The 26,565-nt window shown below is 46.8% G+C and carries 22 protein-coding genes; 9 read left to right on the forward strand and 13 right to left on the reverse strand.

The features are described 5' to 3' along the window. Nucleotides 1–154: 154 nt before the first annotated feature. Both dnaB and RDW05_RS08900 read right to left on the reverse strand, forming a co-directional pair. On the reverse strand, nucleotides 155–1,507 hold the full coding sequence (dnaB, locus tag RDW05_RS08895) for a replicative DNA helicase (RefSeq protein ID WP_307978756.1): 1,353 nt from the start codon (nucleotides 1,505–1,507) through the stop codon (nucleotides 155–157). Between the two features lie 167 nt (nucleotides 1,508–1,674). After that, entirely contained in the window at nucleotides 1,675–2,292 is a 618-nt protein-coding gene (locus RDW05_RS08900; protein WP_303712544.1) for a YigZ family protein, read from the reverse strand. 212 nt (nucleotides 2,293–2,504) lie between these two features. Here RDW05_RS08900 and RDW05_RS08905 point away from each other — a divergent pair, with 212 nt between their 5' ends. Next, nucleotides 2,505–3,506, forward strand: coding sequence for a bile acid:sodium symporter family protein (locus RDW05_RS08905; RefSeq protein WP_021719761.1), 1,002 nt, complete (start codon nucleotides 2,505–2,507; stop codon nucleotides 3,504–3,506). Between the two features lie 71 nt (nucleotides 3,507–3,577). Here the strand turns inward: RDW05_RS08905 and RDW05_RS08910 are convergent, their stop codons facing one another. The 4 genes from RDW05_RS08910 to RDW05_RS08925 form a co-directional block, all read right to left on the reverse strand. Beyond that, nucleotides 3,578–4,795, reverse strand: coding sequence for a nitrogenase component 1 (locus tag RDW05_RS08910; RefSeq protein ID WP_307978726.1), 1,218 nt, complete (start codon nucleotides 4,793–4,795; stop codon nucleotides 3,578–3,580). A 2-nt stretch (nucleotides 4,796–4,797) separates the two neighbouring features. Beyond that, the gene (locus RDW05_RS08915; protein ID WP_307978728.1) at nucleotides 4,798–6,084 is read right to left on the reverse strand and encodes a nitrogenase component 1; all 1,287 of its coding nucleotides are present in this window, start codon (nucleotides 6,082–6,084) and stop codon (nucleotides 4,798–4,800) included. An 87-nt stretch (nucleotides 6,085–6,171) separates the two neighbouring features. After that, nucleotides 6,172–7,137: an ABC transporter substrate-binding protein gene (locus RDW05_RS08920; protein WP_307978730.1), complete on the reverse strand. Its 966-nt coding sequence runs from the start codon at nucleotides 7,135–7,137 to the stop codon at nucleotides 6,172–6,174. An 18-nt stretch (nucleotides 7,138–7,155) separates the two neighbouring features. Then, nucleotides 7,156–8,958 (reverse strand): TonB-dependent receptor, encoded by a 1,803-nt coding sequence (locus tag RDW05_RS08925; protein WP_307978731.1) that lies wholly within the window; start codon nucleotides 8,956–8,958, stop codon nucleotides 7,156–7,158. Between the two features lie 127 nt (nucleotides 8,959–9,085). On the opposite strand from RDW05_RS08925, the gene RDW05_RS08930 reads away from it, so the two are divergent. Beyond that, a complete protein-coding gene (locus RDW05_RS08930; RefSeq protein ID WP_307978732.1) occupies nucleotides 9,086–9,922 on the forward strand; it encodes a MerR family transcriptional regulator in 837 nt (278 codons plus the stop codon). A 178-nt stretch (nucleotides 9,923–10,100) separates the two neighbouring features. After that, nucleotides 10,101–11,660 (forward strand): ClC family H(+)/Cl(-) exchange transporter, encoded by a 1,560-nt coding sequence (locus RDW05_RS08935; RefSeq protein ID WP_307978733.1) that lies wholly within the window; start codon nucleotides 10,101–10,103, stop codon nucleotides 11,658–11,660. Nucleotides 11,661–11,724: 64 nt separating this feature from the next. Here RDW05_RS08935 and RDW05_RS08940 read toward each other — a convergent pair whose 3' ends face one another. From RDW05_RS08940 to RDW05_RS08970, 7 genes are all read right to left on the reverse strand, one after another. Further along, the gene (locus tag RDW05_RS08940; RefSeq protein ID WP_307978734.1) at nucleotides 11,725–12,984 is read right to left on the reverse strand and encodes an L-serine ammonia-lyase, iron-sulfur-dependent, subunit alpha; all 1,260 of its coding nucleotides are present in this window, start codon (nucleotides 12,982–12,984) and stop codon (nucleotides 11,725–11,727) included. 202 nt (nucleotides 12,985–13,186) lie between these two features. Then, on the reverse strand, nucleotides 13,187–14,476 hold the full coding sequence (locus tag RDW05_RS08945; protein ID WP_210685345.1) for a diaminopimelate decarboxylase: 1,290 nt from the start codon (nucleotides 14,474–14,476) through the stop codon (nucleotides 13,187–13,189). Next, a complete protein-coding gene (locus RDW05_RS08950; protein ID WP_307978736.1) occupies nucleotides 14,469–15,176 on the reverse strand; it encodes a helix-turn-helix domain-containing protein in 708 nt (235 codons plus the stop codon). The genes RDW05_RS08945 and RDW05_RS08950 overlap by 8 nt, the downstream gene beginning before the upstream one ends. Before the next feature lie 205 nt (nucleotides 15,177–15,381). Next, a complete protein-coding gene (locus RDW05_RS08955) occupies nucleotides 15,382–16,428 on the reverse strand; it encodes an ABC transporter ATP-binding protein (RefSeq protein ID WP_307978737.1) in 1,047 nt (348 codons plus the stop codon). 17 nt (nucleotides 16,429–16,445) lie between these two features. Then, nucleotides 16,446–18,113 (reverse strand): iron ABC transporter permease, encoded by a 1,668-nt coding sequence (locus RDW05_RS08960; protein ID WP_210685342.1) that lies wholly within the window; start codon nucleotides 18,111–18,113, stop codon nucleotides 16,446–16,448. A 135-nt stretch (nucleotides 18,114–18,248) separates the two neighbouring features. Beyond that, a complete protein-coding gene (locus RDW05_RS08965; protein ID WP_307978738.1) occupies nucleotides 18,249–19,283 on the reverse strand; it encodes an ABC transporter substrate-binding protein in 1,035 nt (344 codons plus the stop codon). A 227-nt stretch (nucleotides 19,284–19,510) separates the two neighbouring features. Next, entirely contained in the window at nucleotides 19,511–20,596 is a 1,086-nt protein-coding gene (locus tag RDW05_RS08970; protein WP_307978739.1) for an FkbM family methyltransferase, read from the reverse strand. Nucleotides 20,597–20,775: 179 nt separating this feature from the next. Here RDW05_RS08970 and RDW05_RS08975 point away from each other — a divergent pair, with 179 nt between their 5' ends. The 6 genes from RDW05_RS08975 (at nucleotide 20,776) to RDW05_RS09000 (ending at nucleotide 26,489) form a co-directional block, all read left to right on the forward strand. Further along, nucleotides 20,776–21,135 (forward strand): metal-dependent transcriptional regulator, encoded by a 360-nt coding sequence (locus tag RDW05_RS08975; RefSeq protein ID WP_366914991.1) that lies wholly within the window; start codon nucleotides 20,776–20,778, stop codon nucleotides 21,133–21,135. 28 nt (nucleotides 21,136–21,163) lie between these two features. Beyond that, on the forward strand, nucleotides 21,164–21,820 hold the full coding sequence (locus tag RDW05_RS08980; RefSeq protein ID WP_307978741.1) for a hypothetical protein: 657 nt from the start codon (nucleotides 21,164–21,166) through the stop codon (nucleotides 21,818–21,820). Nucleotides 21,821–21,997: 177 nt separating this feature from the next. Next, complete coding sequence (locus RDW05_RS08985; protein WP_210685337.1) at nucleotides 21,998–22,990, forward strand: sirohydrochlorin cobaltochelatase; 993 nt, start codon at nucleotides 21,998–22,000, stop codon at nucleotides 22,988–22,990. 111 nt (nucleotides 22,991–23,101) lie between these two features. Next, complete coding sequence (locus tag RDW05_RS08990) at nucleotides 23,102–23,908, forward strand: sirohydrochlorin cobaltochelatase (protein WP_293722526.1); 807 nt, start codon at nucleotides 23,102–23,104, stop codon at nucleotides 23,906–23,908. A gap of 154 nt (nucleotides 23,909–24,062) precedes the next feature. Next, nucleotides 24,063–25,433: a C4-dicarboxylate transporter DcuC gene (dcuC, locus tag RDW05_RS08995; protein WP_307978742.1), complete on the forward strand. Its 1,371-nt coding sequence runs from the start codon at nucleotides 24,063–24,065 to the stop codon at nucleotides 25,431–25,433. Between the two features lie 108 nt (nucleotides 25,434–25,541). Then, the gene (locus RDW05_RS09000) at nucleotides 25,542–26,489 is read left to right on the forward strand and encodes a dipeptidase (protein WP_298884586.1); all 948 of its coding nucleotides are present in this window, start codon (nucleotides 25,542–25,544) and stop codon (nucleotides 26,487–26,489) included. Nucleotides 26,490–26,565 lie beyond the last annotated feature (76 nt).

Genomic DNA, 26,565 nt, shown 5'->3' on the forward strand with positions numbered 1-26,565 from the left:
CTCACGATGGACACCCTTGCCTTCGGCTAACGCTTCCTGCTACCGAGCGCGTAGTTGACTTTCACCACCTAGTTATCGCCCATGCTGGGCGCACCGCAAAAAGTCCCGAGATGTTAAAATCCCGGGACTTTTATTATGTCGCTGTATTCTATGCTCAGCTTTCGCGCTTCGTAAAGCCGACAAACTTGGTGAACTGCTTCTGGAAGAACAGATTAACGGTATCTACCGGACCGTTACGATGCTTAGCAATAATCAGCTCGGTATGCTTGTTTTCCGTTTCCGGATTGTAGTAATCCTCGCGGTACAGGAATGCTACGATATCCGCATCCTGCTCCAGAGAACCGGATTCACGCAGGTCACTGAGCATGGGGCGCTTAACCTGACGCGATTCAACGCTACGGCTCAGCTGTGACAGCGCCAGCACCGGCACATCCAGCTCACGCGCCAAAGCCTTCAGCGAGCGGGAGATTTCCGAAACCTCCTGCTGACGGTCGCCAGAATAATTGCGCTTGCCGCTGCCCTGCATCAGCTGCAGGTAATCGACTACAATCAAATCCAGCCCATGCTCTGCCTTCAGGCGGCGCGCACGGCTGCGCATATCCATTGCCGTAATGCCCGCCGTATCATCAATATAGATTTTCGCACGGCTCATCGTATCGCAGGCGTCCCACAGATGCGTCCAGTCCTCGTCATGCATCTCGCCTACGCGCAAGCGCTGGCTGTCGATGCCTGCTTCGGCGCACAGCATACGGTTAACCAGCTGCTCCTTGCTCATTTCCAGGCTGAAGAAGGCTACACTGCGCGGTTCACCGCCGATGACTTTATGCGCACGCAGCGCTACGTTCTGCACAATGTTCAGCGCCAGCGCAGTTTTACCCATAGAAGGACGCGCTGCCAGAATAATAAAATCGGAAGGATGCAGACCGCTTGTCAGCTTATCCAAATCCGCAAAGCCTGCCGGCAGACCTGTAAGACCGCCCTTGTTCTGCAGCAGACTTTCGATGCTCTGCACGCTGTCCATCAATACATCGTTAATCGCTGTAAAATCCGTCTTTTTCTTGCGGTTGGAAATTTCCAGAATGCGGCTTTCCGCTGTATCCAGCAGCGTACCGACATCATCGTTGGCCTCATAGCCCATGGCCGCAATTTCGGTAGAAACGCGCACAAGCTGACGCAGAACCGATTTTTCGGCAACAATATCCGCATGATATTTAACGTTGGCCGCCGTCAGCACCACATTCGCCAAACTGGTGATGTAGGCAATGCCGCCGATGTCCTCCAGCTTATTGTCACGCTTGAGGATTTCCGTAACAGTAACCATATCTACTGCTTCATTTTTATTATAAAGCTCCAACATCGCACTAAAGATAACGCGATGCGCTTCGCGGTAAAAATCATCCGCCGACAGCACTTCGGTCGCCTTGGCAATAGCTTCTTTATCAATCAGCATCGCGCCAAGCACAGCCTGCTCCGCTTCTATATTTTGCGGTGGCACTCTTTCTTCAATCACTCGCTTCTACCTCCTGTCAGTAATCTTTTCATTCATATTATTATACATTATTTGCTACAAAGCTGAAAGCTTTTTATTTGAACAGTATCAATGCTAAAACAAAAACAACCTCCCGCAAGCAATAGCCTAAGGGAGATTGTTCGTATAGTTTTTCCTATTAAAAGCTACAGCGCCACCTCAGCGAACTCTGTGCCCTCCTGCTCCAGCTCTATCTGCTGATTCAGGTTTTCCGTCAGCCAGGCCTCGGCTTCCGCCTTTTGTTCAGTGCGCATTTTAAGGATAACCTTGGCGCGCAGGTCATACTGCACATCGGCAATCTCAAACAGCTGCTGCTGATAAAGCACGTTCAGAATGCGTCCGACACTGTTCACATCATATAAAAAGCTGTAATAGCCCAGCAAAATTTTCTGCGCCAGGCCAGCTTCCTTCACTGCGCCTGCCACGCTGCCGCTGTAAGCGCGCACAAGTCCGCCTGCGCCTAGCTTAATGCCTCCGAAGTAACGTGTCACCACGGCTGCTGTTTCCGTCAGTCCGTTCTTACGCAGCACCTCCAGCATCGGAATGCCGGCAGTACCGCTCGGCTCGCCATCGTCACTGGAGCGCTGTGCCAGGTCATCCACGATATAGGCGGAGCAGTTATGCGTTGCATCCCAGAACTCTTTTTTCACGGCCTTAATGAACTCCTGGGCCTCTGCTTCGCTGTGCACCTTTTTCAGCGAGCAGATAAAACGTGATTTTTCAATCACAATTTCTTTGCGGTAATCTCTGCTTATAGTATACAAGTAGCGTACCTCCGTCCGTATTTTTCGCAATTTATATTAACATTATAACACAATTCCACCATTTTTAAAATTTTTTACAGTTTTTTACAGCGAACTCTTTATTTCCTCTTCTGTCTTTGTTATAATAATGGACATTACAGACAAAGGAGAGAGCATTGATGCTACTCTCTAAAATTATTATTTTTTTATTAAGGGAAAGAGGTAATTTCATAATGAAACAATTTTGTGCTTTAATCGGCAAATTCTTTGGCATCATCGCCATCGTTTTTCTGGTTCTCGGCCTCACAATGCCGCAGAACTTTTTGTGGGTATTAGGCAAGGTGCACGGCATCAGCGTCCTGAGCTGCATGCTCGGTATCGTAATGTTCGGTATGGGCACCACGCTAAACCTGAAGGACTTCGCGTTGGTTCTGAAACGCCCGCTTGATATTCTCATCGGCTGCTGCGCTCAGTATTTCGTAATGCCTTTTCTGGCATACCTGCTGTCCGTTGCCTTTAATCTGGACCCGGCACTGACCACCGGCGTTGTACTGGTAGGCACCTGCCCCGGCGGTACCTCCTCCAACGTAATCACCTTTATGTCCAAGGGCGACGTTGCACTTTCCGTAACCATGACCAGTGTTTCCACTGTACTTTCTCCGATTCTGACTCCGTTCATCACCTACATGATTATCGGTGAAAAGATTAACTTCGATCCGGTCGGTATGTTCTGGAGCATCGTTCAAATCGTTATTCTGCCTATCTGCTTAGGTCTGGCTGTTAAATCCTTCCTGCCCAAGCTTGCTGAAGCAGCAACCGACTATCTGCCGGCTGTATCCTCCATTGCAATTTCTCTGATTATCGCAGGTGTTATCGGCGCCAGCCGCGACCTGATTCTGAAGGCTCCCGGCCTGATTCTGCTGGTAGTTATTCTGCATAACTGCTGCGGTTACGCTCTTGGCTTCGCCATCGCCCGCTTCACCGGCCTCAGCTGGAAAAAGGCTGTTGCTCTGTCCATCGAGGTTGGTATGCAGAACTCCGGTCTGGCAACCGGCCTGGCAAAAGCACATTTCGCTGCTCTGCCTGCCGCAACCGTTCCCGGCGCAGTCTTCTCCGCATGGCACAATATTTCCGGTGCTCTGCTGGCATGGGCTTACCAAAACTACCTGAATCCGAAATTTGACCCGGATTACGCTAAGGAAGAAGCTGTTGAAGCAGAGGCTGCAAAAGCTTAAAAATTAAATTTGGTTGAAAATACTAATCCCCTTGAGATTGAAACTCAAGGGGATTTTTGTATGCCAAAAACTTACATATTCACATACTGCTGAATATATTCAAAAAGCATGTCTGCGCCCCATTCGCCCATAAATGGCAAATGGTTAGCAATCGTCCTATGACTGAAGCAGGGATGGCTGACACAGATTTTAAAGTTTGTCGCATCAGCTTTTGCGATAGTATCCTCATCAGCCAAAACAAGGCAATGATGAATATCCTTCAGCAACTGCAGATATTCCTTCTCTTCCTTGAAGTACTCTATGTCTTCCGCAGCAGTACCGCTTATTTTATGTGCGCATACGCTGTGAGCTACATTAAATCTCAGCTCCTTGAAGAATGCACCCAGGCCTTTAACTGTATCATAATCTCCCTTTAAAAATACAGTACCGGGAGTTCTGCTCATCAGCGGAGAATTTAAAAGCATTTTCAGTCTGCGGTTCTTTTCCTCTAAACGCTGCAGCACAGCTTCCTTAACAGGCTTATTGATAACTGCGGCAACGCTCTTTAAAAATTCCGTTGTCTGACTGTAGCCATAGGGAGGCAGGTAAACAAAAGGAGTGCCGGTAACGCTTTGAAGATATTCGGCACAGGGAACAGCTTCGTTCGTCAGAACAATATTCAGCTCGGCACTGCCAAGCTCGGCAAGTGCCTCCGTAGTCGTATTCATGGCAAAACAATGCAGTAACTCGTAGTCAAAGCCCTCGCGCAGCAGCCTTGCTATTTCACAGATATCGGATTCTGCTCTGTAATGCAGCGGTGAGGCACCTAAAATATTATAGCGCTTGCTTTGCTTGGCTGCGTCAGGCTGCACAAACAGCTCTGCCAACTGCAGGTAGATTTTTCGCAACCCGGCGCTATAATCTGCGCCCAAACCGGAGGTATTTACAGGAATCAGCCTGCTCTGAACCTTGCTCTGCAGACTGTCGCAGATTCCCGCAATATCCGTACCGATGATAGAGGTTACCGAAGAAGTCAGCACAAAAATCGCCTTAGGCGAATATAAAGCATCCAGCTCCAAAATGCCTCTTTCCAGATGTTCGGTGCTGCCCATAATAATATCACTGTCATCTACACCGGTAGTAAAAAGTCTGTCAGGATATTCCTGCCCCAGCTTATTGAAAAAATTCATGCTGAAATGCGTAGTTCCTTCCGGTCCGTACTCCAACACAACAGCATCCTCAATATTCAGCAGCGTGCTGATTATTGCCATCCTGTCAGACGGCACCGGAAAATTTCTTATCAAAGCCATGATCACTTCTCCTCCATCTGAGTCTGTGCGAAATCCAGCAGGCGCTTCAGCAAGCTACGGCAGCCGGCAAAGCCCAGTACATCCTGACCGGGCATACTGTCTATACCGAAAATCCCTTTTCTTTCCAGGCTGTCGGTAAAGCTTCTGCCTATATACAGCTGAGGCTTTAATTTATCATAGACAAATTCCATCGCTGCCAGATTGGCACTCTTGCAGATATAAGGGTCCGCATATTGCAGCAGCTCTTTTTTTGCTTCCTTGTTTTTCAGAGTGCTCATCTGTATCATCAGCGGCTTCAATCCCAAAGCTGCCAGATAAGTGTTCAGCTCCCAGCAATTAAACGGACTGTTGCCGTAGATATAACCTGCACCCTGCAGCTTCTCTCGCACCTGCTGCTGTAAAGCAAGGCATTTCTCCCAAGCCTCCGTAACAGCAGGAGGCAATTCCACAGCCAAGGCCGCAGCAAGCTCCTTATAGGCCTGCAATATATTTTGCGGATTACACATCGGCGGAAAGTAAACATAAGGCACAGCCAGCCTTGCTTGCATCTGCTTTGCCAGCTCCAATCCCAGCTCATCAACAACGATATTCAGCTTAGCTCTGCCGGCAAGTGCCAAATCCTGCAGACTGCATTTGCCGGGAAGCTGCAGCCCCACCTGTACGCCGGCCTGTTCCAGCAGCTGCTGCAAAGCTGAGTTTTGCGGTAGCGGAGCGCCATTGCCAAGAATATTGACAACATTTTCCGTCGGCATTTTCCGCATCAGCTTTACAGTAGCAGTCAATGTTCTTTCAATACCGGGTAGATGATCCCGACACTGAAAATGCTCCGTACGCACAAGCAGAATCGGCACATGGTACTTTTCCTCCAGCTCATCAACGAGTGCATCATAATCATCACCGATGATTTCCAGAACGCAGGTTGTTACCAATACTATGCATTTAGGCGCTTCTGCCTCAAAAATTTCGGCAACAGCCTTTTTCGTTTTCTTAATCGTACCGAAGGTCACATCATAATCATCTATTACTACGGAAACACAGCTTTCCTTAAGACTGCCGAATATTTTCATATTCGCCAACAGCTTGGAATAATAGGTGCATTCATCTGTACCGATGATAACCGTAACAACCTCCGGCATCTGTCTTACGGTCATCAGAACACCCATCAGCGGGCAATGAGTTCCCGGGAAGGAGGTTGCCATCAGCGGTTTAATATCCCTTTGCTCATTTACTTCGCTCAAGCGTCTGATATTATGTAAAATATCGGCGCCATAGTTTTTCGTTTGCAGCATATTTCTTCTCCTCAAAAACCAAGGGGCAGCAGATAAAACCGCCACCCCCATAAAATGTTATTTAATATCACACAAAGACCTTTGTGTCTATTTGTCGTAAACAGCCTCATGCAGCAGCTCGACACTATCAGCAGCATGCTGCGACAGGCAGTTTACATAGCCTTGCGGAATTACAATCGCCTGCTTTTTCTTTACAGCAGTTACTGTAGCCAGAGCAGGATCGGAATACAATTCTTCTAGCTGTGCATTACCCGATTTATAAGCACCGCCCTGAGACCAGGTGCCGATAATTATGTAGTCGGGATTTGCCTGTACTACTTCTTCTTTACTCAAAATACGGCTCGTTCCCGGCTTATCCGCAATTGTATGACGTGCTGCTTCATAGCAATCCTCTACACCGGCAGCGGTCATAATATCATTAAAAATAATTCCCTTGCCGCCGATAGCACCAAAGCGCAGAAAGAGCAATCCTTTTTTCCTGTCCTCAGGTTGCATTTTCTTAACCTTAGCTTCAACCGCACTGATTTTTTTCTGCATCTCGGTAATCAGCTTTTCAGCCTGCTCCGGCTCGCCTACAGCACCGCCGATAGCCTTAATCGTCTTGGGAATATTGCTCAGTCTGGATGCGGCGGGATAAACAAAAACCTTAATTCCCACATTCTCCAAGCTGGAAATCTGCTCCGGCTTACTGCTGTCCGGCAGCAGCACCAGATCAGGCTTCAAGGCTAGAATCGCCTCCGGATTGCTTTCCGCAATTTGCGGAACATCCTTAGCTTCCTTTGCACCCATGGCCAAATCCTCATCATGCACCCATTTGGACAGGCCTGCTATACGCTTATGGTCAACAAGGCCTAAAAGCACCTCATCACCATAAACATACAGGCTGATTATTTTTTGAGGCTTAGACTCAAAGGACAGCTTCTTGCCGCGTACATCCTGCACAACATAGCTTTGCTTTTTAGCAGCATCATTCTGCTTGTCAACAGTACCGGCACAGCCGGAGCAATAGACAACAGCCAGCACGGTAAGAACAAGGAAAAATAATCTACGCATAATCAGCCAAGCCTTTCATCAGAAGCTGTGCTCATAAGACAGCATCCAGTTGCGTTCCTCCAGCATAGCACCGGTGCCGCTGGAAGAACCGGTTCTGATATCATCACGGTCCAGCAGATTATACACAGCAAATCTTAAAGCATCATTTTTGGTAATCTGCTGTTTTACATTCAAAGTAAGGTCTAACATCGGTTTAACGCCGTTAATTCTTTCTGCCATATAGTTAGCATAAATGTTGGCATTGGTCTTGCCTAAGTTATAACCTACTCCTGCATGCAGACCTAATTTAAAGTCAACTCTCTGCCAATCTCCCTTAGCAAGCTTTTGCTCGGGATTACCATAGGAAACGCCTACATTGTAGCTGAACTTTTCCGAAGCAGCTTTTTCGTAGCTTACCTCAACGCCGGTATTTCTGTACTTGTTGGCATTCAGGAACATGCTCTTGCCGCTGCCGTTATAATTGCGTTGGCTGTAGATACGGTCATTAATATCCATATGGTACAGGTTTACCTTGAAGAGTTCATCGGCAGCCAGTTTCTTTTTCCAGCCGAATTCATAGTTCCAGCCATTTTCTGCCTTCAAATCAGGGTTCATCAGCTGAGTAGAAGTACCCCATTGCTCGTTGACATGCGGTGCGCGCATAGAGCGGTTCACATTCAGGTAAATATTATCATCGGTACCTAAGGAATGCATTACCTGAAATTGCGGGCAGAACTTGCTACCGGATTTCTCAACATAGGCTTCACGAGCACCAAGGAAAATTTTGGTTTTATCGGATACCTCGGTTTCCGTCATAAAGAATACTGCGGCACTGTCGCGTTTTGCAGCCTCTATATTGTTACTGTTTTTGGTATTTTCATTTTCATAGTTGGCACCAACAGTCAGCATCGTATTGCCTAATTTGAATTTATCCTGCAAATCGGCACCATAGTTATGACCTTTTTGATGTGTAGATGTATTGAATTTCCAATCTCTGTTTCTGAAGAATACAGTAGCCTGTAAATCATCATTAACATATCTGAGCTGACCGAAGTTGTATTTAATATCACTGTGGAAGCCGGGCTTATAGGCGCCATCGACTAATCGGGAACAATCGGAAACCTTTTTGCTGTACATATATTGTAAAGACAGGTTATCGCTGATAGCATATTGCAGATTCAGGCTGTCCTTTTCCAGCTTGTCGCCGGTATAATAGTTGCTTGCACCGGAGTTTTTATAGACAAAGCCTCTGTCCTTAGACTGCTGTCTGGAATAGCTTAATTGCAGCTTATCGGTAGCTACATTAACAGCACCTTTAAATTTGTTTTTATCGCCAAAGCCAATCAATACTTTATTCTTGGCTGCCTTTTTATTAGTAATAATATTGATAACACCGGCACTTGCATTAGAACCGTAAAGAACAGTAGCGCCGCCCTTAACAACTTCAATGCGGTCGATAATATCGGCAGAAATGGATTCCAAGTCATAGTTTCCGTCTTGGTTCAAGGGAATTCCGTTTACTAAGATAGCAACATTATCCTTAGCAATGCCTCTGAAGCCGATGTAAGTATTACCGGTCGGAGAAGCGGTTAAGGTAAAGCCTGGAATATTTTTTACTACCTCCATAACGTTATTGGCACCCAGCTTTTCGATTTTCTGCTGATCATAAATTTCTGTTGCAGCAGGAATATCTACATCTCTTTTCTCATAACGGGCGGCAGTAACCATCATGGGATCCAGTACATACTCATTTAATGCTTCATGTGCCATTACCGGCGCAGCAAACAGCATGCAGCCCAAAGCTACAGCGCCGTTTACCATTTTCTTACTCATCAAACTCATCAGTCATACACTCCTTGAAAATTTTAATAATATGGCGTAAAATAATAATATTGGCTTTTGATAACTTATACCACGTTATCAATATTATCTTACAATATACAACGCTTATACAGTCAAGAGGTTTTTTATGAAGGATTCACGTTATTTCACTCCAGGTGAACTGGCGAAGCTGCTAGGCATATCCAAGCAGCTTCTGTTATATTATGATAAAAACGATATTTTTTCACCGGAATTCGTCGATGAAAACGGCTATAGATTTTACGTTCTGTCGCAGTATTTCACTCTGCAGATTATCATTTCTCTCAGGAAACTTGATGTTTCCTTAAAAGAAATTAAAGCTTACTTAAAGAGCAAAGACATAAACCTGCTAAAAAATATATATCGCAACAAGCAACAGGAATATAAAAAGCAGATTGAGGAATTGCTGTATTTAGAAAAAACTATGCAGCAGAAAATCGCCTTTTTAAACGATATTCAGAATCTGCCTCTTAACCAGATTCTGCTGGAACTTCAAGAGGAAGAACATCTTTATTTTAGTGAGGATATAAGTTTCCAAACACCTATTAAACATCGAATGAATATTTTGGCTAAGCATATGCTGCCAGTATTTTCTCATCCGTCCTTTCAGGAATATCTGATGGGCTTTCATTATGACAGCAATGAATTCTTCTACGAAGATCTTATAACGCAATACAACGTATTTATTAGCGCAAATAGCAAATTACATTATAATAATCCAATAAAGAAAACGAAAGAAAAAGGCTTATATCTGTGCGTTTACTGCAATGCTCATTATGGAGTAATTGATTCAAAAATAAAAGAACGCATATTAAAATTTGTCGAACAAAATAATTTGCATATGCATGGAGGCATATATCTTTTCCCGCTGCGCAACTTCTGGTCTACTTCTAAGCCTGAGGAAGAACTTGTTAAGCTCTGCTTAAGAGTAGAATATACTGATTAAGGTGTACAACTATTATACACCTTGTTTCCTAACCTAAAACACTGAAAAGAAGCTTGTAACAACTAGAAGCTGACGCATTTGCGCCGGCTTCTTTTTCTTCTGCGAAGTATATACATCTGTAAGGTTATTTTTGTGCTATAATATTAGTTACAAAAATTCGAAGAAAAGAGTTATATTTATGGACGATAAAGAACAAAAATTCAAAACCTACCGTTCGCTCAGCGACATGCACCGCTTCCGTCTGCGCCTGTTTGCGGAGGGTATCCTCACCGGTATCTTCGCCGGTATAGTCATCAGCTTCTTCCGCTTCGCCCTTTCGGAGATGGAATACCTGCGCGGAGCGCTCTACAACCGCCTATGGGTGAGCGACTGGAGCATCAACGCCTGCTGGTTCGCCGTGCTCATCGCCATCGCCTTTATCCTGCACAAGCTCAACTGCATCGAGCCTATGGCAGCAGGCAGCGGCATTCCGCAGGTTAAGGGAGCAATTTTAGGCCTAATGAAAATGCGTTGGCTGCACATTCTCTGGGTTAAGCTCACCGCCGGCATTATAGGCATCGGCGCCGGTCTTTCCCTGGGACGCGAAGGCCCCTCCATCCAGCTAGGCGCAGTAACTGCACAGGGCGTCAGCCGCCTCATGGGACGCACCCGCATGGAAGAACGCTATCTGCTGACCAGCGGTGCCAGTGCCGGTTTGGCAGCAGCCTTCAACGCTCCGCTCGCCGGTGTAATCTTTGCTTTGGAAGAGCTGCACCGCAACTTTTCCATCATGGTTCTGCTGCCCTCCATGGCAGCAGCCTTCACTGCGACGATTATTTCCCGCGCTATTTTCGGTCGAGCGACAATTTTTGATATCCCCGACTTACAACTGCTTCCTATAAGCTATTACGGCATCGTCATTCTGGTTGCTCTTGCCAGCGGTCTGGCAGGTGTCATTTTTAACTGGGGACTGCTGAACATCGGCCGCTTTTACAGCCTGCCCTGCTTCAAGCGTCCGGTAGAGAAAATTGCCTTTGCCCTTATCTGCGCCGGCATTTTAGGCTACTTTCTGCCCGAGGTTTTGGGCGGCGGCAACGATCTTATCAACCATCTGGCCAAAGCACCTGTATCCTTGCAGCTTTTGCTGCTTTTTCTTGCAGGCAAGCTGATTTTTACGCTCATCAGCTACGGTTGCGGCGTTCCCGGCGGTTTCTTTCTGCCGATGCTCGTTATCGGCGCTCTCTGCGGCAGCATTTGTGCTCAGATTCTGATTATGCTTGGCTGGATTGAGCCTGCTTACGCCACCAACATAATGGTTGTTGCTATGGCGGCGCTTTTTGCTTCCTCCGTCCGCGCGCCTATCACAGGCACCGTGCTGATAATGGAAATGACCGCCAGTTACCAGCAGCTGCTTTCGCTGGCAATTGCTGCCATGGTAGCCTTCGTCATTGCGGAGCTGTGCCACAGCAAGCCCATCTACGAGGAGCTGATGCAGCGCATGCTGCACAAAAAAGCGCCAGAACCGGCTGTACTGGAGCAGCGCAATGTTATCGAGCTGGCAGTTTGCAGCAGCAGCAGTGTCAGCGGCAAGCTTATCAAGGATATTCCCTGGCCTCCCAATACCCTATTAGTAGATGTCAAGCGCGGTGAATCTCAGCTCATCCCGGCAGGTGATACACGCCTGCTCAGCGGCGATTTCATTTATGTTCTCACAGCTACAGAGCATGTAGAAGAGCTGACGAAAATGGTAGAAGAATAATTATATACTGTACATAAAAACAGAGAGCCTGCGCTCAGCGCAGACTCTCTTATTTTTTGGCTTATTACAGGCCAAGCATTACATCAATAATTTCTTTATCGGTTTCTACCATGCCCTGGCTGGCAATTTTGCCAACTGCAGCAATGGTTTCATCGGCAGTATTTTGGACAATACCGTCACCGCCGGCAAAGTTTCGCTCTGCCACGGACATATCAACGCCCATCAGACCGCCTTCAACAGCCATAGCAATTTTAGCTGCGCAGGAGGATTTAGCACCGTCACAGATAATACCGCTGTTGATAGCCAAAGCATTTTCTACAGCATGCTCAATCTGGTCATCAGTGCAATCATACAGGAAAGCGATTGCCGCACCGGCACCGCAGCCTGCGCTGATAGCACCGCAGTAAGCAGACAGCTTGCCGATGCCCTGTTTCAGGTAGATGGTAACCAGGTCACTCAGCAGTACTGCACGCAGCATTTTTTCTTCGCCTGCAGCCAATGCATGAGCATAAACAACAACAGGAACGGAAGCAGTAATACCCTGGTTGCCACTGCCGGAAGTAATTACTACCGGAAGCTCGCAGCCGTTCATACGCGCGTCACTGCCTGCAGCAGCGCTGGCACGTGCGCGGATACGCAGGCTGTCGGGATCACGGCGCAGCAAAATCTTGCCGATGCTGGCACCGTAATCATTAGTCAGGCCTTCTTTGGAAATGGCCATATTGAAATCAATCTGGCGTTGCAGCAGATGCTTAACATTATCTAACGGCATATTGCGGGCCGCATCCAGAACGTCTTCGATTCTCCACAGGCTCTTTGCCTCTTCTTCGGCAGGCACAATCGGTTTTTCCAAAATAGTAACGCCGTTTTTCTTGATGCAAGTAACATTAGTGTGGTCTGTGCGGATAGTTACCTCGGCATTATTGCCGCCTGCTGCCAGGAAAATGCGGATATAGAAAATATCCGGTTCCTCGGAAACGTGAATATTAATCTTGCCGGATTCAGCCAAAGCCTTAATTTCAGCCTTTTCCTCTTGGTTAATATAAGCCAGAACCTCCAGCTGACGCTCGGAATGAGCGGCAACAACACCGGCAGCGCAGGCAACCTCGATGCCCTTCATCTTGTTGGTGTTCGGTACAACAACGCTTTTAACGTTTTTGATAATATTACGGCTAACCCAGATTTCAATTTGCTCCGGGAAAGCTCCTAATTGCTCGCGGCATACAGCAGCACAGTAAGCAATGGCGATAGGCTCGGTACAGCCCATGGCGGGAATAAGCTCCTCCGCCAACGCCTCCTCATAAACAGCATATTTATTTTGCATAAGCACATCCTCCAAAATTCAGCTGCATTCCCTCACAGCCTGATAATTTTTTCGGAAGCATTATTGCCTAAAGCTTCCGACAATTCACTATATATTTTAAATCAAAAGCAGCTTTCAGGCAAGTGCTTATATCACACAATAACAAAGGACTGAAGCGCTCAGGCCTCAGTCCTCGTGAAACAACGTCACTAAGCGTTGTTTTTTACATTTTAATTTTTGCTTCTTCTGCCAGCTTCGGTCCGTACTCGCCGAAATCGAAGGTAGCAAAATAATCTGCCGGGGTTTCCGCACGACGAATCATTTTAACACTGCCGTCCTCCTGCAGCAGCAGCTCAGCACTGCGCAGCTTGCCGTTATAGTTATAGCCCATGGAGAAGCCATGTGCGCCGGCATCATGAATAAAGAGCAAGTCACCGATATTAATTTCCGGCAGCATTCTGTCTACGGCAAATTTATCGTTGTTCTCGCACAGGCCGCCGGTTACATCATACTTATGGTCGCAGGGAGCGTTTTCCTTGCCCATAACGGTAATATGATGATAGGAACCATAAATAGCGGGACGCATCAGGTTAGCAGCGCAGGCATCACAACCGATATATTCTTTGTAGATATGCTTTTGGTGGATAGCGGTAGTTACCAGAGCGCCATTCGGTGCCAGCATGTAACGGCCAAGCTCGGTGAACAGCTTAACATCGCCCATGCCTGCAGGTACAAGCACCTCTTCAAACACCTTGCGCACGCCTTCGCCGATTGCCAGTACATCGTTATCCTGCTGCTCAGGCTTATAGGCAATGCCGATACCACCGCTGAGGTTGATAAAGGAGATATGCGCGCCGGTTTTTTCCTTCAGCTCAACTGCCAGCTCAAACAGAATACGTGCCAGCTCCGGATAGTATTCGTTGGTAACGGTATTAGAAGCCAGGAAGGCATGAATACCGAAATTCTTTACGCCCTTGCTCTTGAGGATTTTATAAGCCTCAATAATCTGCTCATGAGTCATACCGTATTTTGCATCGCCGGGGTTATCCATAATGTTGTTGGCAATGGCAAAATGTCCGCCGGGATTGTAACGGCAGCAGACGGTTTCTGGAATATCGGCAACCTTCTCCAAAAAGTCAATATGAGTAATATCATCCAGATTGATGGTTACATTCAATTTACGAGCCAGCTTAAAATCCTCTGCCGGAGTTGCATTGGAGGAGAACATAATCTCGCTCTCCTTAAAGCCTACGGCATCGCTCATCTGCAGCTCGGTATAGGAGGAACAGTCGGCACCGCAGCCCTCTTCGCGCAAAATCTGCAGCAGATAGGGGTTAGGAGTAGCCTTTACTGCGAAATATTCTTTAAAACCCTTATTCCAGGAAAAGGCCTTGTTCACCAGACGCGCGGTGCGACGGATGCCGGCCTCATCATACAGATGGAACGGAGTAGGATATTGGGAAACGATTTTTTCTAATTGTTCTTTAGTAACAAACGGAATTTTCTTAGACATTTATATCACCTTTCTGTAATTTAATCAGCGCAATTTCATTCTGCAGCGCTTCCTTAAATAAATCAACTAAATTGCGTTTGCAGGAATACAAACAGGTTGAATCCTCATCATCCTGTAAATCTCCTGTCAAAACGGTGTGTGAATCGGCAATCAGACGAATCTGCTCGCTTTGCTTATTTGTTCCGTAGCAGATTGCTCCCGGCAAAGAAAAGCTTTTATCGCCGATAACTACTACCTTCAAGCCTCGCTGTAAAGCAACCTGCAGCTCCGGCAGCAGCAACTCCAGCATTCTGCTGTTAGCCGACAGATAAATTCTTGCCTGTGCCTGACGCACGGTATTGCGCAGTTTATTTATAATCTCTTGCGCACCCTTAATGGTGATATACCCCTCAGGATCATTATTCAGCACCGGCAGCTGCTGGAGTATATCTTTTTTTATCTCCTCCAGGCAACTGATTTTGTTGCTGCAAAACTCGGCAGCAGGCACCGGAGTATAGCGCGTTACCTTGCCCTCCTCCAGCACATACGCTGCTCCCTTATCCACCAGTCCTGCCAGCGCAGTGTAGGTGTTAGAGCGCGAAATGCCGGTCTGCTTAGCTGCTTCGTAGCCGGTCATCTGACCGGACTTCAGCAGCAGCACATACAGCGTTGCTTCCTGCTTTGTTAAGTTAAAATTAGTAAGACCTTCAATTAAATTCATAAAACCCTCATTTAGCTCTTCGGCTTTTGCGACGGAACTTTTTGCGTTTTGGACGCATATTTATATTATTGTTCCTGTTTAAGACCACTATACTACGATTCAGGCGAGTTGTCAATAGCTAACTGCCGTTTTTTTATGTTTTTTACACAAAAAAAGACGGAGATAACAGTAATTTAATCCGTTATCTCCGTCTTGTATTTTCAGCTTAGTTTCTGTCAAAAACCATTACTCTGTCAAAGTCCAGGTATACCTTGGAACCGTCAGGAATCGCATCAATGTCTGCGCCCTTAACGATAACGCGGATGTCATGGCCGTGAACATTTACACGATAGTCAACTGCATCGCCCAGGTAGAAGCGGTGAGTTACCTGACCTTCAACCAAGCCGCCGCTGAGGGACATGGTAATATTCTCAGGACGTACGGCAATTGTTGCATCGCCGCTAACCTTAGCGGTATTCGGGAAGGAAACGCTGCTGCCCTTAATGAATACTCTGTCACCCTTAACCTCGCCATCAATAAAGTTAACCAGACCGATGAAGTCCGCAACCATTTTGTTGGCAGGCTTGGTATAAATTTCGTGCGGTGCGCCGATTTGCTGTACAACGCCGGCACTCATAACAACTACGCGGTCGCTCATTGCCATTGCTTCGCCCTGATCATGAGTTACGTATACAACAGTAATGCCCAGTTCTTTTTGAATAGCAAGGATTTCAAAGCGCATGGATTCACGCAGCTTAGCATCCAGGTTAGACAAAGGCTCGTCCAAAAGCAGCAGGCCTGGCTGTGCTACTAGGGCACGCGCCAAGGCTACACGCTGTTGCTGACCGCCGGACAGCTGATGCGGATAACGCTTGCTGTATTCACCCAGATGAACCAGCTCCAGCATCTTCTGTACGCGTTCTTCGCGTTCCTTTTTATCTACCTTTTGAATTTTCAGCGGATAGCCTACGTTTTCGGCAACAGTCATATGCGGCCAAACTGCATAGGACTGGAATACCATGCCGATATCACGTTTTTCCGGCGGAGCGAAGCTGCCCTTAACAGAAGAGCTTACGCAGTGGTCGCCGATATAAATTTCACCTTCAGTAGCACGCTCAAAGCCTGCAATCATGCGCAGGGTAGTGGTTTTACCGCAACCGGAAGGACCGAGGATGGAAACAAATTCGCCATCCTTTACAACTAAATCGAAATCGTTTACGGCAGTTACAGCGCCGAAACGTTTAAATACATGCTCAATTCTTACCTCAGCCATTTATTACACTCCTTTAATTAAATACCTACGTTACCCTTGGAAACCTTATTCAGAATCAGGTTACCAATCAAAACAATCAGCAGAATGATTACAGAAAGCACAGAAGCGTTCTGCGTATCTGCATAGGTCTGCAGTTCATACAGCAATACGCCGATGGTCTTAGTATCACTGCCGTACAGGAGCAAGGACATAGTCAGCTCGTAGAAGGACGGCATGAAAATCAGGAACCAGCCGGCAACTATAGACGGTGCAATAAGCGGCATGATGATATCCTTGCAGCAGCGCAGCCAGCTGGCGCCGGAATTCAGTGCAGCCTCCTCCAGAGAGATGTGCACCTGGCTCAGCGAAGCGGCGATGGTACGCACAGACATCGTCATGTATTTTACCAGATAAGCAACTACCATAATCCACATCGTGGAATACAGGTTCAAGCCAAAATTACCGCTGAAGGTAATAATCAAAGCCAGCGCAATAACGATGGACGGGGTACTGCCACCGATAACTACCAGCAGATCCGGCAGGCTGCGGCCTTTGATTCTGGTTTTAACTGCAAGATATGCAATAAAGATGGAAATAAGTGTGCCGATGCAGGCAGCAATAACAGCGTAAACAACAGAATTCCAAACGCTTTCCATGTACTGGGAGCTGGTGATAACAGGAATCCAGGCATCAAAGCCCAGGTTGTCCAGACCAATCGGCTTAGACAGGGTGATAATCAAGCTGGTAAGCACGATAGATCCCAGCGGAATGATAATGGAAATCATGCTGTAAGCGCCAACCAGGCAGAAGCAGGGCCATTTCCATTTGCCCAGCTCAACAATGTTCGGACGGGTGCTCTTACCGCTGATAGTGGTGTAATCCTTTTTGCCAACCATCCAGGTCATACCGAACAGCAGGATGTTAGCAAGGAACATCAGGGAAGCAGCCAAAGCAGTAGCATCACGTACGCCCGCAGTATCGCCCATGTAAATATAGGTTACGATACGCGTGGTCATTACTTCAATGTTGCCCGGCATACCTACGATAGCAGGAATACCGAAGCAGCTGCCGGCAGCAATAAATACCAGCAGGCCGCCTGCCAGAATGGACGGAGCCATCAGCGGCAGGGTTACATCAAAAACGGTACGCATTGGAGAAGCGCCGCTGACACGCGCAGCCTCCTCCAGAGTCGGATCCATTTTCTCCATAGCACGGGAAATGGTGATGAAAGCAAAGGGAGAGTAGAACAGAGTCAGTACCCAGCCTAAGCCGGCCATAGTATAAATGTCAAAGGGTGCTGTTTCCAGACCAAAGACAAATTTAAGAATCTCGTTCAGATAACCTACACTGGGGTTCAGCAGCTGTACCCAGGCAATAGCGCCTACATACGGCGGAATCATGTAGCTGGATACCAGCAGAGTACGGTAGATTTTTTTGCCGGGCATATCAGTACGGCCAACCAGCCAAGCCAGCGGGAAGGTAATCAGCACACTGACAATCATAACGCCCAAAGACAGCTCGATTGTATTCGTCAACGCACGCCAGTTGACATCCTGACTATATACATTGCGATAGTTTTCCAAGTTAATTGCGCCATCCAGCATGATGCTGTCATACAGCAGAATTCCCATCGGGAAGATAACAAAGTATAAAAGCAACAGCACGGAGATAGCGATAACAATAAATTTACTGTTTATTCTTGACATAGAACGCTTCTTTCTCCTTTTTTGATACCTCAGAGTAATACCAAAAGCAGTCTTTCGGCCCCTCTTTATTGAGCAGAAAACAGGGATGGCCTGAAAGGTCTCCCTGTTTCCGCTATAATTTAACTTAGCAACGCATTATTTATCCATAACTCTCTTACGGAATTCTTCTTTGATTTGAGCATTGTTGTTAGCCAGCTTCTGCCAATCAACTTTAATTCTGCCTTCAACCAGTTTCTTAGTATCTTCAGCACCGGTAGGAGCTTTTACGTCGCCACGAACGGAGTGCATCCAGCCCTTAACAACTGCCTGCTGACCTTCTTTGGACAGCCACCAGTCAACCAAAGCCTTTGCACCATCAGGATTCTTGGTATCCTTGAAGATTGCAATCGGGGAAGGAATGTTGATAACGCCATCAGTCGGATAAATAACTTTCAGCGGCTCTTTCTTGGTGTTAGCCAGTTTCAGGATGTTTTCTTCCAGAATCATAGCTGCAGCATATTCGCCGGTCAGCAGCTTGTTCTGAATAGCGGAGTTGCCTTCTTCAACGCGCAGGCCGTTAGCTTTCAGCTTGTCGAAGTATTCCCAGCCATATTTGTCAGCCAGAGCGCCAACTGCTACATAAGCAGTACCGGACAGCATCGGGTTAGGCATAGCGATTTTGCCTTTCCATTTCGGATCTGTCAGATCAGTCCAGTTTTTCGGAGCTTCTTCCGGTTTCAGCTTGTTGCCATTGTAAGCAATAATCATGTTGCAAACACGAACTGCATACCAAGAGCCGTCAGCAGCTTTATCGCTGATAACATTAGCATCTTCTTTGGATTTATAAGGTAACAGCAAGCCTTGCTCATTGAGCTTCAGATAGTAGGACGGATCCGCAACCATCAGAACGTCTGCAGCAATTTTTTTAGCTTTGATTTCGCCGGTAATCTTGGTGATAACTTTTTCGGTACCGCCCTGGAACCAGTTAACCTTCATATCCGGAAAAGCCTTTGCAACGCTAGGTTTGCACATATTGTCGATAATATCAGGATAAATAGATGTATAAACCATCAGACTGCCTTTTACGCCTGCAGCCTTGTCGTCTGCTTTTTTGTCACCGCCGCAGCCTGCCAGAGCTACAGATAAAGCCAACATTGCTGCTGCACCAAGCATCCATTTAGATTTTTTCATTCACATACACTCCTTTTTTGCATCGTCGTTGAAAATTATATTTTAGCGTGTTCCATTCTACACCCATATTTGATAAATTCGCTGCAGGCCGTTTTTTACCTGCTTACACTTTACACTAATTTTATAAATATTTGACTTTTTGTGTCACTTTGACATTTATAAAGTGGACATTCCACCACCATATTACATTTGACGTTTTTTGTCCTATATGGACTTTTATTGTCCCGCTATTTCCCGATACAAATAAAATTCAATTCCCATGCAGGGACATAAGGATGCTTACGCAAATAAATCTTATACTCCGACACCAGCTCCCACAAAAGCAGCGGCAGACGGAATAAATCAACATCATAATGATAGGCCGCGACAAACAGCTTCGGCTTACATTCGCCGATGGTCTGCCTGCCGCCGGCAATAGCCTGCACCTCAGCCCCCTCGACATCCATTTTGATCATTGTCATCAGGCGTCCCGCCGCTACATCATCAATCGTCGTCACCGGCACTGTTTTCTTCTCCGCACCGATAAACGTTGACTGCCTGCCGCCGCTGTCGCTGAAGCCCAGCTCTCCCTGCTCGCTCCAGATGCCTGCCTCGTGTACCTCGACAGTAAGCCCCTTCTCCGCCAGCTCGTCAGCCAGCAGACGCAGCTTTCGGCAGTTACGGCGGTCCGGCTCTACCGCCAGCACCTCGCGCCATTGCCAGTCAGTCAGGCGTCCCAGCTCCTGGATGGTGTCACCGTTATAGGCACCAAGATCCATATATACTTCTTCGGCTGTCGGCGCAAGCAACGTTCTGATATCCTCCTCCCGCTGCGTTTCGCAGTCAAAAAGATAACTTATCTTACCGCTGAGCTTATAGTTAAGCGTATCTGCAAAAACTCTGCGCGACTGTTCATCCGCAAGTCTGTCGTAAACATACGCCAACTGCTCTTCGTAACGCTGTAGCCAGGCTGCGCTTACAGTTTCTTCCTCGTCAAAAAGCGGCAGATGCGGTGCCACAACCTCCTGCTCGGCAGCCAACTGCGCAAAGCGCTCCAGCACCTCCGGTCTTTCGCTGGCAAAGGCGATAACAACCAAAAGGTCATTGCCCAGACGTGCGCGCAGCGCATCATAGCGTTCCACCGTAAAGCCGCGGAACTGCTGTCTGCGAACGAACTCGTCACTGGCAAACACGCCCTGCACCTGCACTCCGTTTGCTTCGCACCAGTCAATAATTTTATCGGCTCCGTTGCCCATTCCGTAAAGCACTATCGGTTTTTTTGTCCGTCGCAGAAGCTCCCATACACTAAGTGTTTCCTGCATAAATTTTAACATATCACTACCTCTTTCCGTTTCTGATTATCTATTTAAGATAGCCACAGCTTACTCATCTGACTATTTTGTTTGTTTTTTATTATACACTATCTCTGCTAGTGACGTTAAGAATTAAATGTGTTAAAATAGTAGTAATCGAAATATTACATCTGATACTGATGGAGGTTATAAAAATGTCACTGCTGGAATCCGGAGAAAATTACTTGGAAACTATCTTAGTTCTGACCAAACGCAATGGCAGCGTACGTTCTATCGACATTGCGGAAGAAATGAATTTTACAAAAGCCAGCGTCAGCCGCGCTATGAGCATTCTTAAACGTGATAACTATATTATCATGGAGCCGGACGGACGCATCCTGCTTACCAAAGACGGTCAGAAAAAAGCTGCTGCCGTCTACGACCGTCACGTAACCCTCACCCGTTTCATCAACGAGATTTTAGGCGTGGACGAGGAAATTGCGGAAAAGGATGCCTGCCGCATCGAGCATATTATCAGCCCGGAAACCTTTGCAGGCATTAAGGGCATGCTGAAGGATTAATTGACTGTAAACTTTCGAGAGGTCTGCTATGAAAAAAACAGTTTTGTTTCTGCTTACATTCATTATGCTGCTCTGCGTCAGCGTTTCCTGCTTCGCAAATCAGCCATATAAGCATCCTGATTACAATCTGCGTACAGTCAAAGAAATTCATATTACCAGAATTGATAATCTTGAAGGCGAACCCTCACGCAGCTTCAAATCTGACGAAAACGTCGAAACCAAAGTACTTGCCGCTGTTTTACAGGCTGTAGGCAAACAAAAGCTGATTGCTACAGATGAAACGCAAAATCCGCTGCCTGAGTATCACAATGATAATAATACCGGCCGTAAAGCCTTTGCGCCCCGAGATTTAGAAATGCGCATTACTGTTAATCATTGCGGCTACAGTGTAGTTGCCGTTCCCGGTCATTTTGAAGATTACACTACTCAGGAAACACATTACTATTATGACAAAGACGGCAAGCGCCACTACTGGACGGAGGATGTTATCCGGCAGCGCTGGGTACCGGAAAGCTTTCATCCGTATGCGCAGCTAAGCCTGATTTATAACTTCTATGATATGGAAGACGGCACGCTTGTGGCCTCCTTCAGCGACAGCCGCAACCGCGAATACGAAAACGACCCGGCGAACGGTATGCTCAATCGTTCCCTAAAGGACTGCTTTAAAAAAATCTTCAGGAAATAATCCTGCAACAGACTGCTGATAACAGCAGTCTGTTTTTTTATTATAACTTCATAATAGCAATTCTTATTATTTTTGTTGACATCTCAACTATAAGTGATATAATACAGAGAAGTAAGGTTTATAAAATAACCTTCTACTATTTTTGATGATTATGAATTTCAAAGGAGTGCTTTCAAAATGAAAAGTCTGAAAAAATTTGCTGTTGCATCTATGACTTGCGCTGCCCTCTTAGGCTTTGCTGCTACCAGCCATGCCGCATACCAACTGAACGACGAAGTTAAAGACGCTACCCCGGCTCTGCTTATGGCATCCCAAATCGGCGTTAAAACCAATGTAAATCCTGCTCTGGCAAACCTGCCTGACAAAGACGCTATCGTTGTTATGAGCTTCGGTACCACCTTTAAAGACAGCCGTGCTAAAACTATTGAAGCAACTGTAGACGCTATTAAAGCTGCTCATCCCGGTGTAAAAGTAGTTACCGCTTTCACCTCTCATATTATTATTGACCGTATCAAAGCTCATGAAGGTCTCACCATCCCGACACCTGAACAAGCTCTGGCTCAACTGAAAGCTGAAGGTTACACCCGTGTTGCTCTGACCTCTCTGGATATTATTCCGGGCATGGAATATGCATACAAAGATGCAGTTTATAACCTGCACAAAAACGACTTCAAGAAAATGACCTTCGGTACTCCGCTGATGTACTGGCAAGGTCAGGAAGGCCAAGCTGACGATATTACCGAAACCATGAAAGCAGTTTCTACTCAATTCCCGAAACTCGGCAAAAAAGATGCTGTTCTGATCATGGCTCATGGTACTCCGCATCCGTCCAATGCTTACTATGCAGTAATGCAAGACCGTCTGAATGAGCTTGGCTACACCAACGCTTACATCTTCTCCGTAGAAGGCTGGCCGCATCTGGACACCGTTACTCCGCAACTGAAAGCTAAAGGCATTAAGAACGTAACTCTGATGCCGCTGATGATGGTTGCAGGCGACCATGCTAATAACGATATGGCCGGTGACGAGCCCGATTCCTTTAAATCTCAACTTGAAGCTGAAGGCTTCAAGGTTTCCACCTACATCCATGGTTTGGGCGAAAACGCAGCAGTACAAAAACTGTTCGTTGAAAGAGCAAACGATTCTTGGGATGCTCTGGAAGCTAAATAATTTACTGACCAAGTAATTCATTTCTTTCACACCTTTTTACTCTCCGTCCGCTTGTCTGGGCGGAGAGTATTTTTATAATATAAATTAATTCAGGAAGAAGAGGTGCTATAAATGGATAGCAAAAAAGCTCTGGTGGTTATCAGCTTCGGCTCCACCTTCGACGAAACCAGAACCCACGATATCGGCGGCATTGAGCAGGCACTCGCCGCAGCCTTCCCTGCCTATGACCAGTACCGTGCCTTTACCTCCGTAATTATCCGCAAACGTCTGGCTGAACGCGGTATTAAAATCGACGATACGGAAACAGTGCTGCAAAAGTTGGCAGACGCAGGCTACGAAGAGGTAGTATTGCAGCCGACACATCTGCTGCACGGCGAAGAATTCGAACAGAAGATTCTCAGCCTCAAGGATAAATTTACCGCTAAATTTCAAAAGATTATTATCAGCCAGCCTCTCATTGTTAACGAGGAGGACTATAAGCTGGCAGCGGCAGCTATTGCCGTTCAGGTTCCTCCCTTAGCGCCGGGCGAAGGCGTAGTCCTGATGGGCCACGGTACTCCGCGCAACAATAACAAAGCACATGGCTATACCTATGTTAAGCTGCAGGAAATCTTTGATTCTATGAAATTCCCTGTTATTGTAGGAACCGTAGAAGAAGAGGATACTCCTAATTTTGAAGCGGTTCTCGAAAAGCTGCAGGAGCGCAAATACAAGCATGTACATATGTATCCCCTGATGGTTGTTGCCGGTGATCACGCCAACAACGATATGTACAGCGATGAGGAAGACAGCTGGAAGACTCAGATTGAAGCTTTAGGCATCAAAACAACCGGTCATCTGTGCGGTCTTGGCCGTTCCAAAGCTATTCAGGCTATTTATATCCAACATGTTTTACGCGTTTTGTCTTTAGAAGATTGACATTTATTAATAATTAACTAAAAAAACCTGCATTCTGTCCCCTTCGCGGGGAATATTGCAGGTTTTTTTATTGCTTAATGCAACAAAGTTATGCTATAATGGAATTGCCTAAATTTTTGTAAAATAAATTTATAAGAGAAAGGGATGATGAAAATTGGGTATTGTTATTTCTGCAATTATAACGTTTTGGGTTGGCTATTTGATTTACAAAAAGTACAAACCACAGCCTGTGCTCTTCATGGGCGGTATTATCATGATGTATATCGCTGCTATGCTGGGTTACAGCCAGATTTTAGGAGCTAAGGCTACAACAGGCTCCGTAATTTTCGATGCCTTTGAATTTATCCGCGCAACCTTCAGCTCTAATGTCGGCAAGCTCGGTCTGAACATTATGTCTGTAGGCGCTTTTGCTAAATATATGGATAAAATCGGCGCTTCCCGCTCTTTAGTACGTTTAACCATCAAACCGTTGATAGCTTTAAAATCCCCCTATCTGGTTATGAGCGGCACCTGGATTATCGGTATGCTCATTGGACTGTGCATCAACAGTGCCTCCGGTCTGGCAATGCTGCTGATGGTAACTATGTTCCCCATTCTGTTAGGCTTGGGCGTAAGCCGTCTGTCCGCAACCGCTGCTGTAGCAACCACTCTCTGCTTCGACTGGAGCCCCAGTGATACCGGTACCATCCTCTCCGCCGAAACCGCAGGCGTTGACCCTGTAGTTTACTGGAGCCATTATCAGGTTCCTATCGTTGCTGTAGCCTTTGTAGTTGTAGGCGTTCTGCATTACCTGACTCAAAAATATATGGATAAACGCGACGGCCATATCGTGCAGCCGATGCAGGTTGAAAAAATTGAAGAAGAAGCAGATAATGCACCGATGTGGTACGCTATCCTGCCGGTAATTCCTCTGGCATTGATTCTTTCCTTCAGCTCTCTCTGGATTACCACTATTAAGATGAATATCGTTATGGCTATGTTTATCGGCCTGACTATCGGTGTTATTTGCGAATACGCCCGTTGGCGTGACGGCCATAAGGTTCTGGGCGATATTCAGACCTTCTTCGATGGCTTAGGCATGCAGATGGCTAACGTTATTACCCTGGTTGTTGCAGGTCAGACCTTTGCTAAGGGCCTCGTATCCATGGGTGCTATCACCACTCTTATCGACGGCAGTAAAAACTTAGGCTTCGGCCCGATGGCTATGATGCTGGTTATGGTAGCAATTATCGCTGTATCCGCAATTGTTATGGGCAGCGGCAATGCTCCCTTCTTCGCATTCGCCGCACTTACTCCGGCAGTTGCAGCGCACAGCGGCCTACACCCGGTACTGATGCTGCTGCCGATGCACTTTGCAGCTTCTATCATGCGTAACTGCTCCCCGATTACCGCAGTTATCGTAGTATCCTCCGGTATGGGTGGCGTTTCCTCCTTTGATCTGGTAAAACGTACTGCAATCCCCATGGCCGGCGCTATGATCGTTACCATCGGTATGACCTTCTTCTACTACTACACCGGTTGGTAAGAAGCAAGTACCTTTAACTGTTAAGTAAAAATTTACAGTATTATAACCCCCGCTGTTCCACGTTCGGGAAACGCGGGGGTTTAATAAATTCTGAAAGGAGTTTTCTCTATGTTTATCTGTGATTGTCACTGCGATACCCTTACCGAATTATATAAGAAAGGCACCAGCCTTTATGCAAATGACCAGCATTTTGACATTCAGCGTCAAATCGCTCTCGGCGGCGGTCTGCAATTCTGTGCTATCTTCGTACCCACACACGAATTCCGTTATTACGGCGGCCTGCGCTACACCCTGCAGCTGCTTGACAAATACCTGCAGGAAGTAAAGAAGCTTCACGCAGACGGTATCGACGTGCTGCAGGTGCTCACGAAAGAGGATGCTGCCGATGTGCTCAACCACAAGGCTGCAACTCTGCTCGCCATTGAAGAGGGCGGCGCTATCGACGGCAGTCTGGAAGCACTGCGTTGCCTCTACGCCTTAGGCGTGCGCGCTATGACACTCACCTGGAGCAACCGCAACGATATAGCTGACGGTGTCAACGAAGAAAGCAGCGGCGGCGGTCTCACCGTCTTCGGCCGCCAAGTAGTTGCCGAAATGAACAAGCTCGGTATGCTGGTTGACGTTTCCCACATCGCACCCGCAGGCTTCTGGGATGTTATCGAGACCAGCAGCAAGCCCATTATTGCAACTCATTCCAATGCCAAGGCTCTTTGCCCGCATCCGCGTAACCTGGATGACAAGCAGATTCTGGCAATTAAAGAAAATGACGGCCTGATTGGTGTTACCTTTGCCGGCCAGTTCCTGGAACATGATTACAACGATGCCTGCATCGAAAGTATTTACCGCCATATCGATTACATGCTGAACCTCATGGGTAATGATGACCATATCGGCTTCGGCAGTGACTTTGACGGCATCAGCCATCCGCCCTACAACCTCCACGGCGTGCAGGATTACAGTGCAGTTTATGAATATCTTTCTAAAAAATACAGCGCCAGCACCGTTGAAAAAATTACCCATAAAAACGTGCTGAATCTGCTGCAAAAGGTACTGTAAAAAACACCTCCCATGCATTAACGCACACTAAAAAGCCATACCTCGCTAAGCAAATTGCTTAGCAGGGTATGGCTTT

This window comes from uncultured Phascolarctobacterium sp., from assembly GCF_902463975.1.
GTDB lineage: Bacteria > Bacillota > Negativicutes > Acidaminococcales > Acidaminococcaceae > Phascolarctobacterium_A.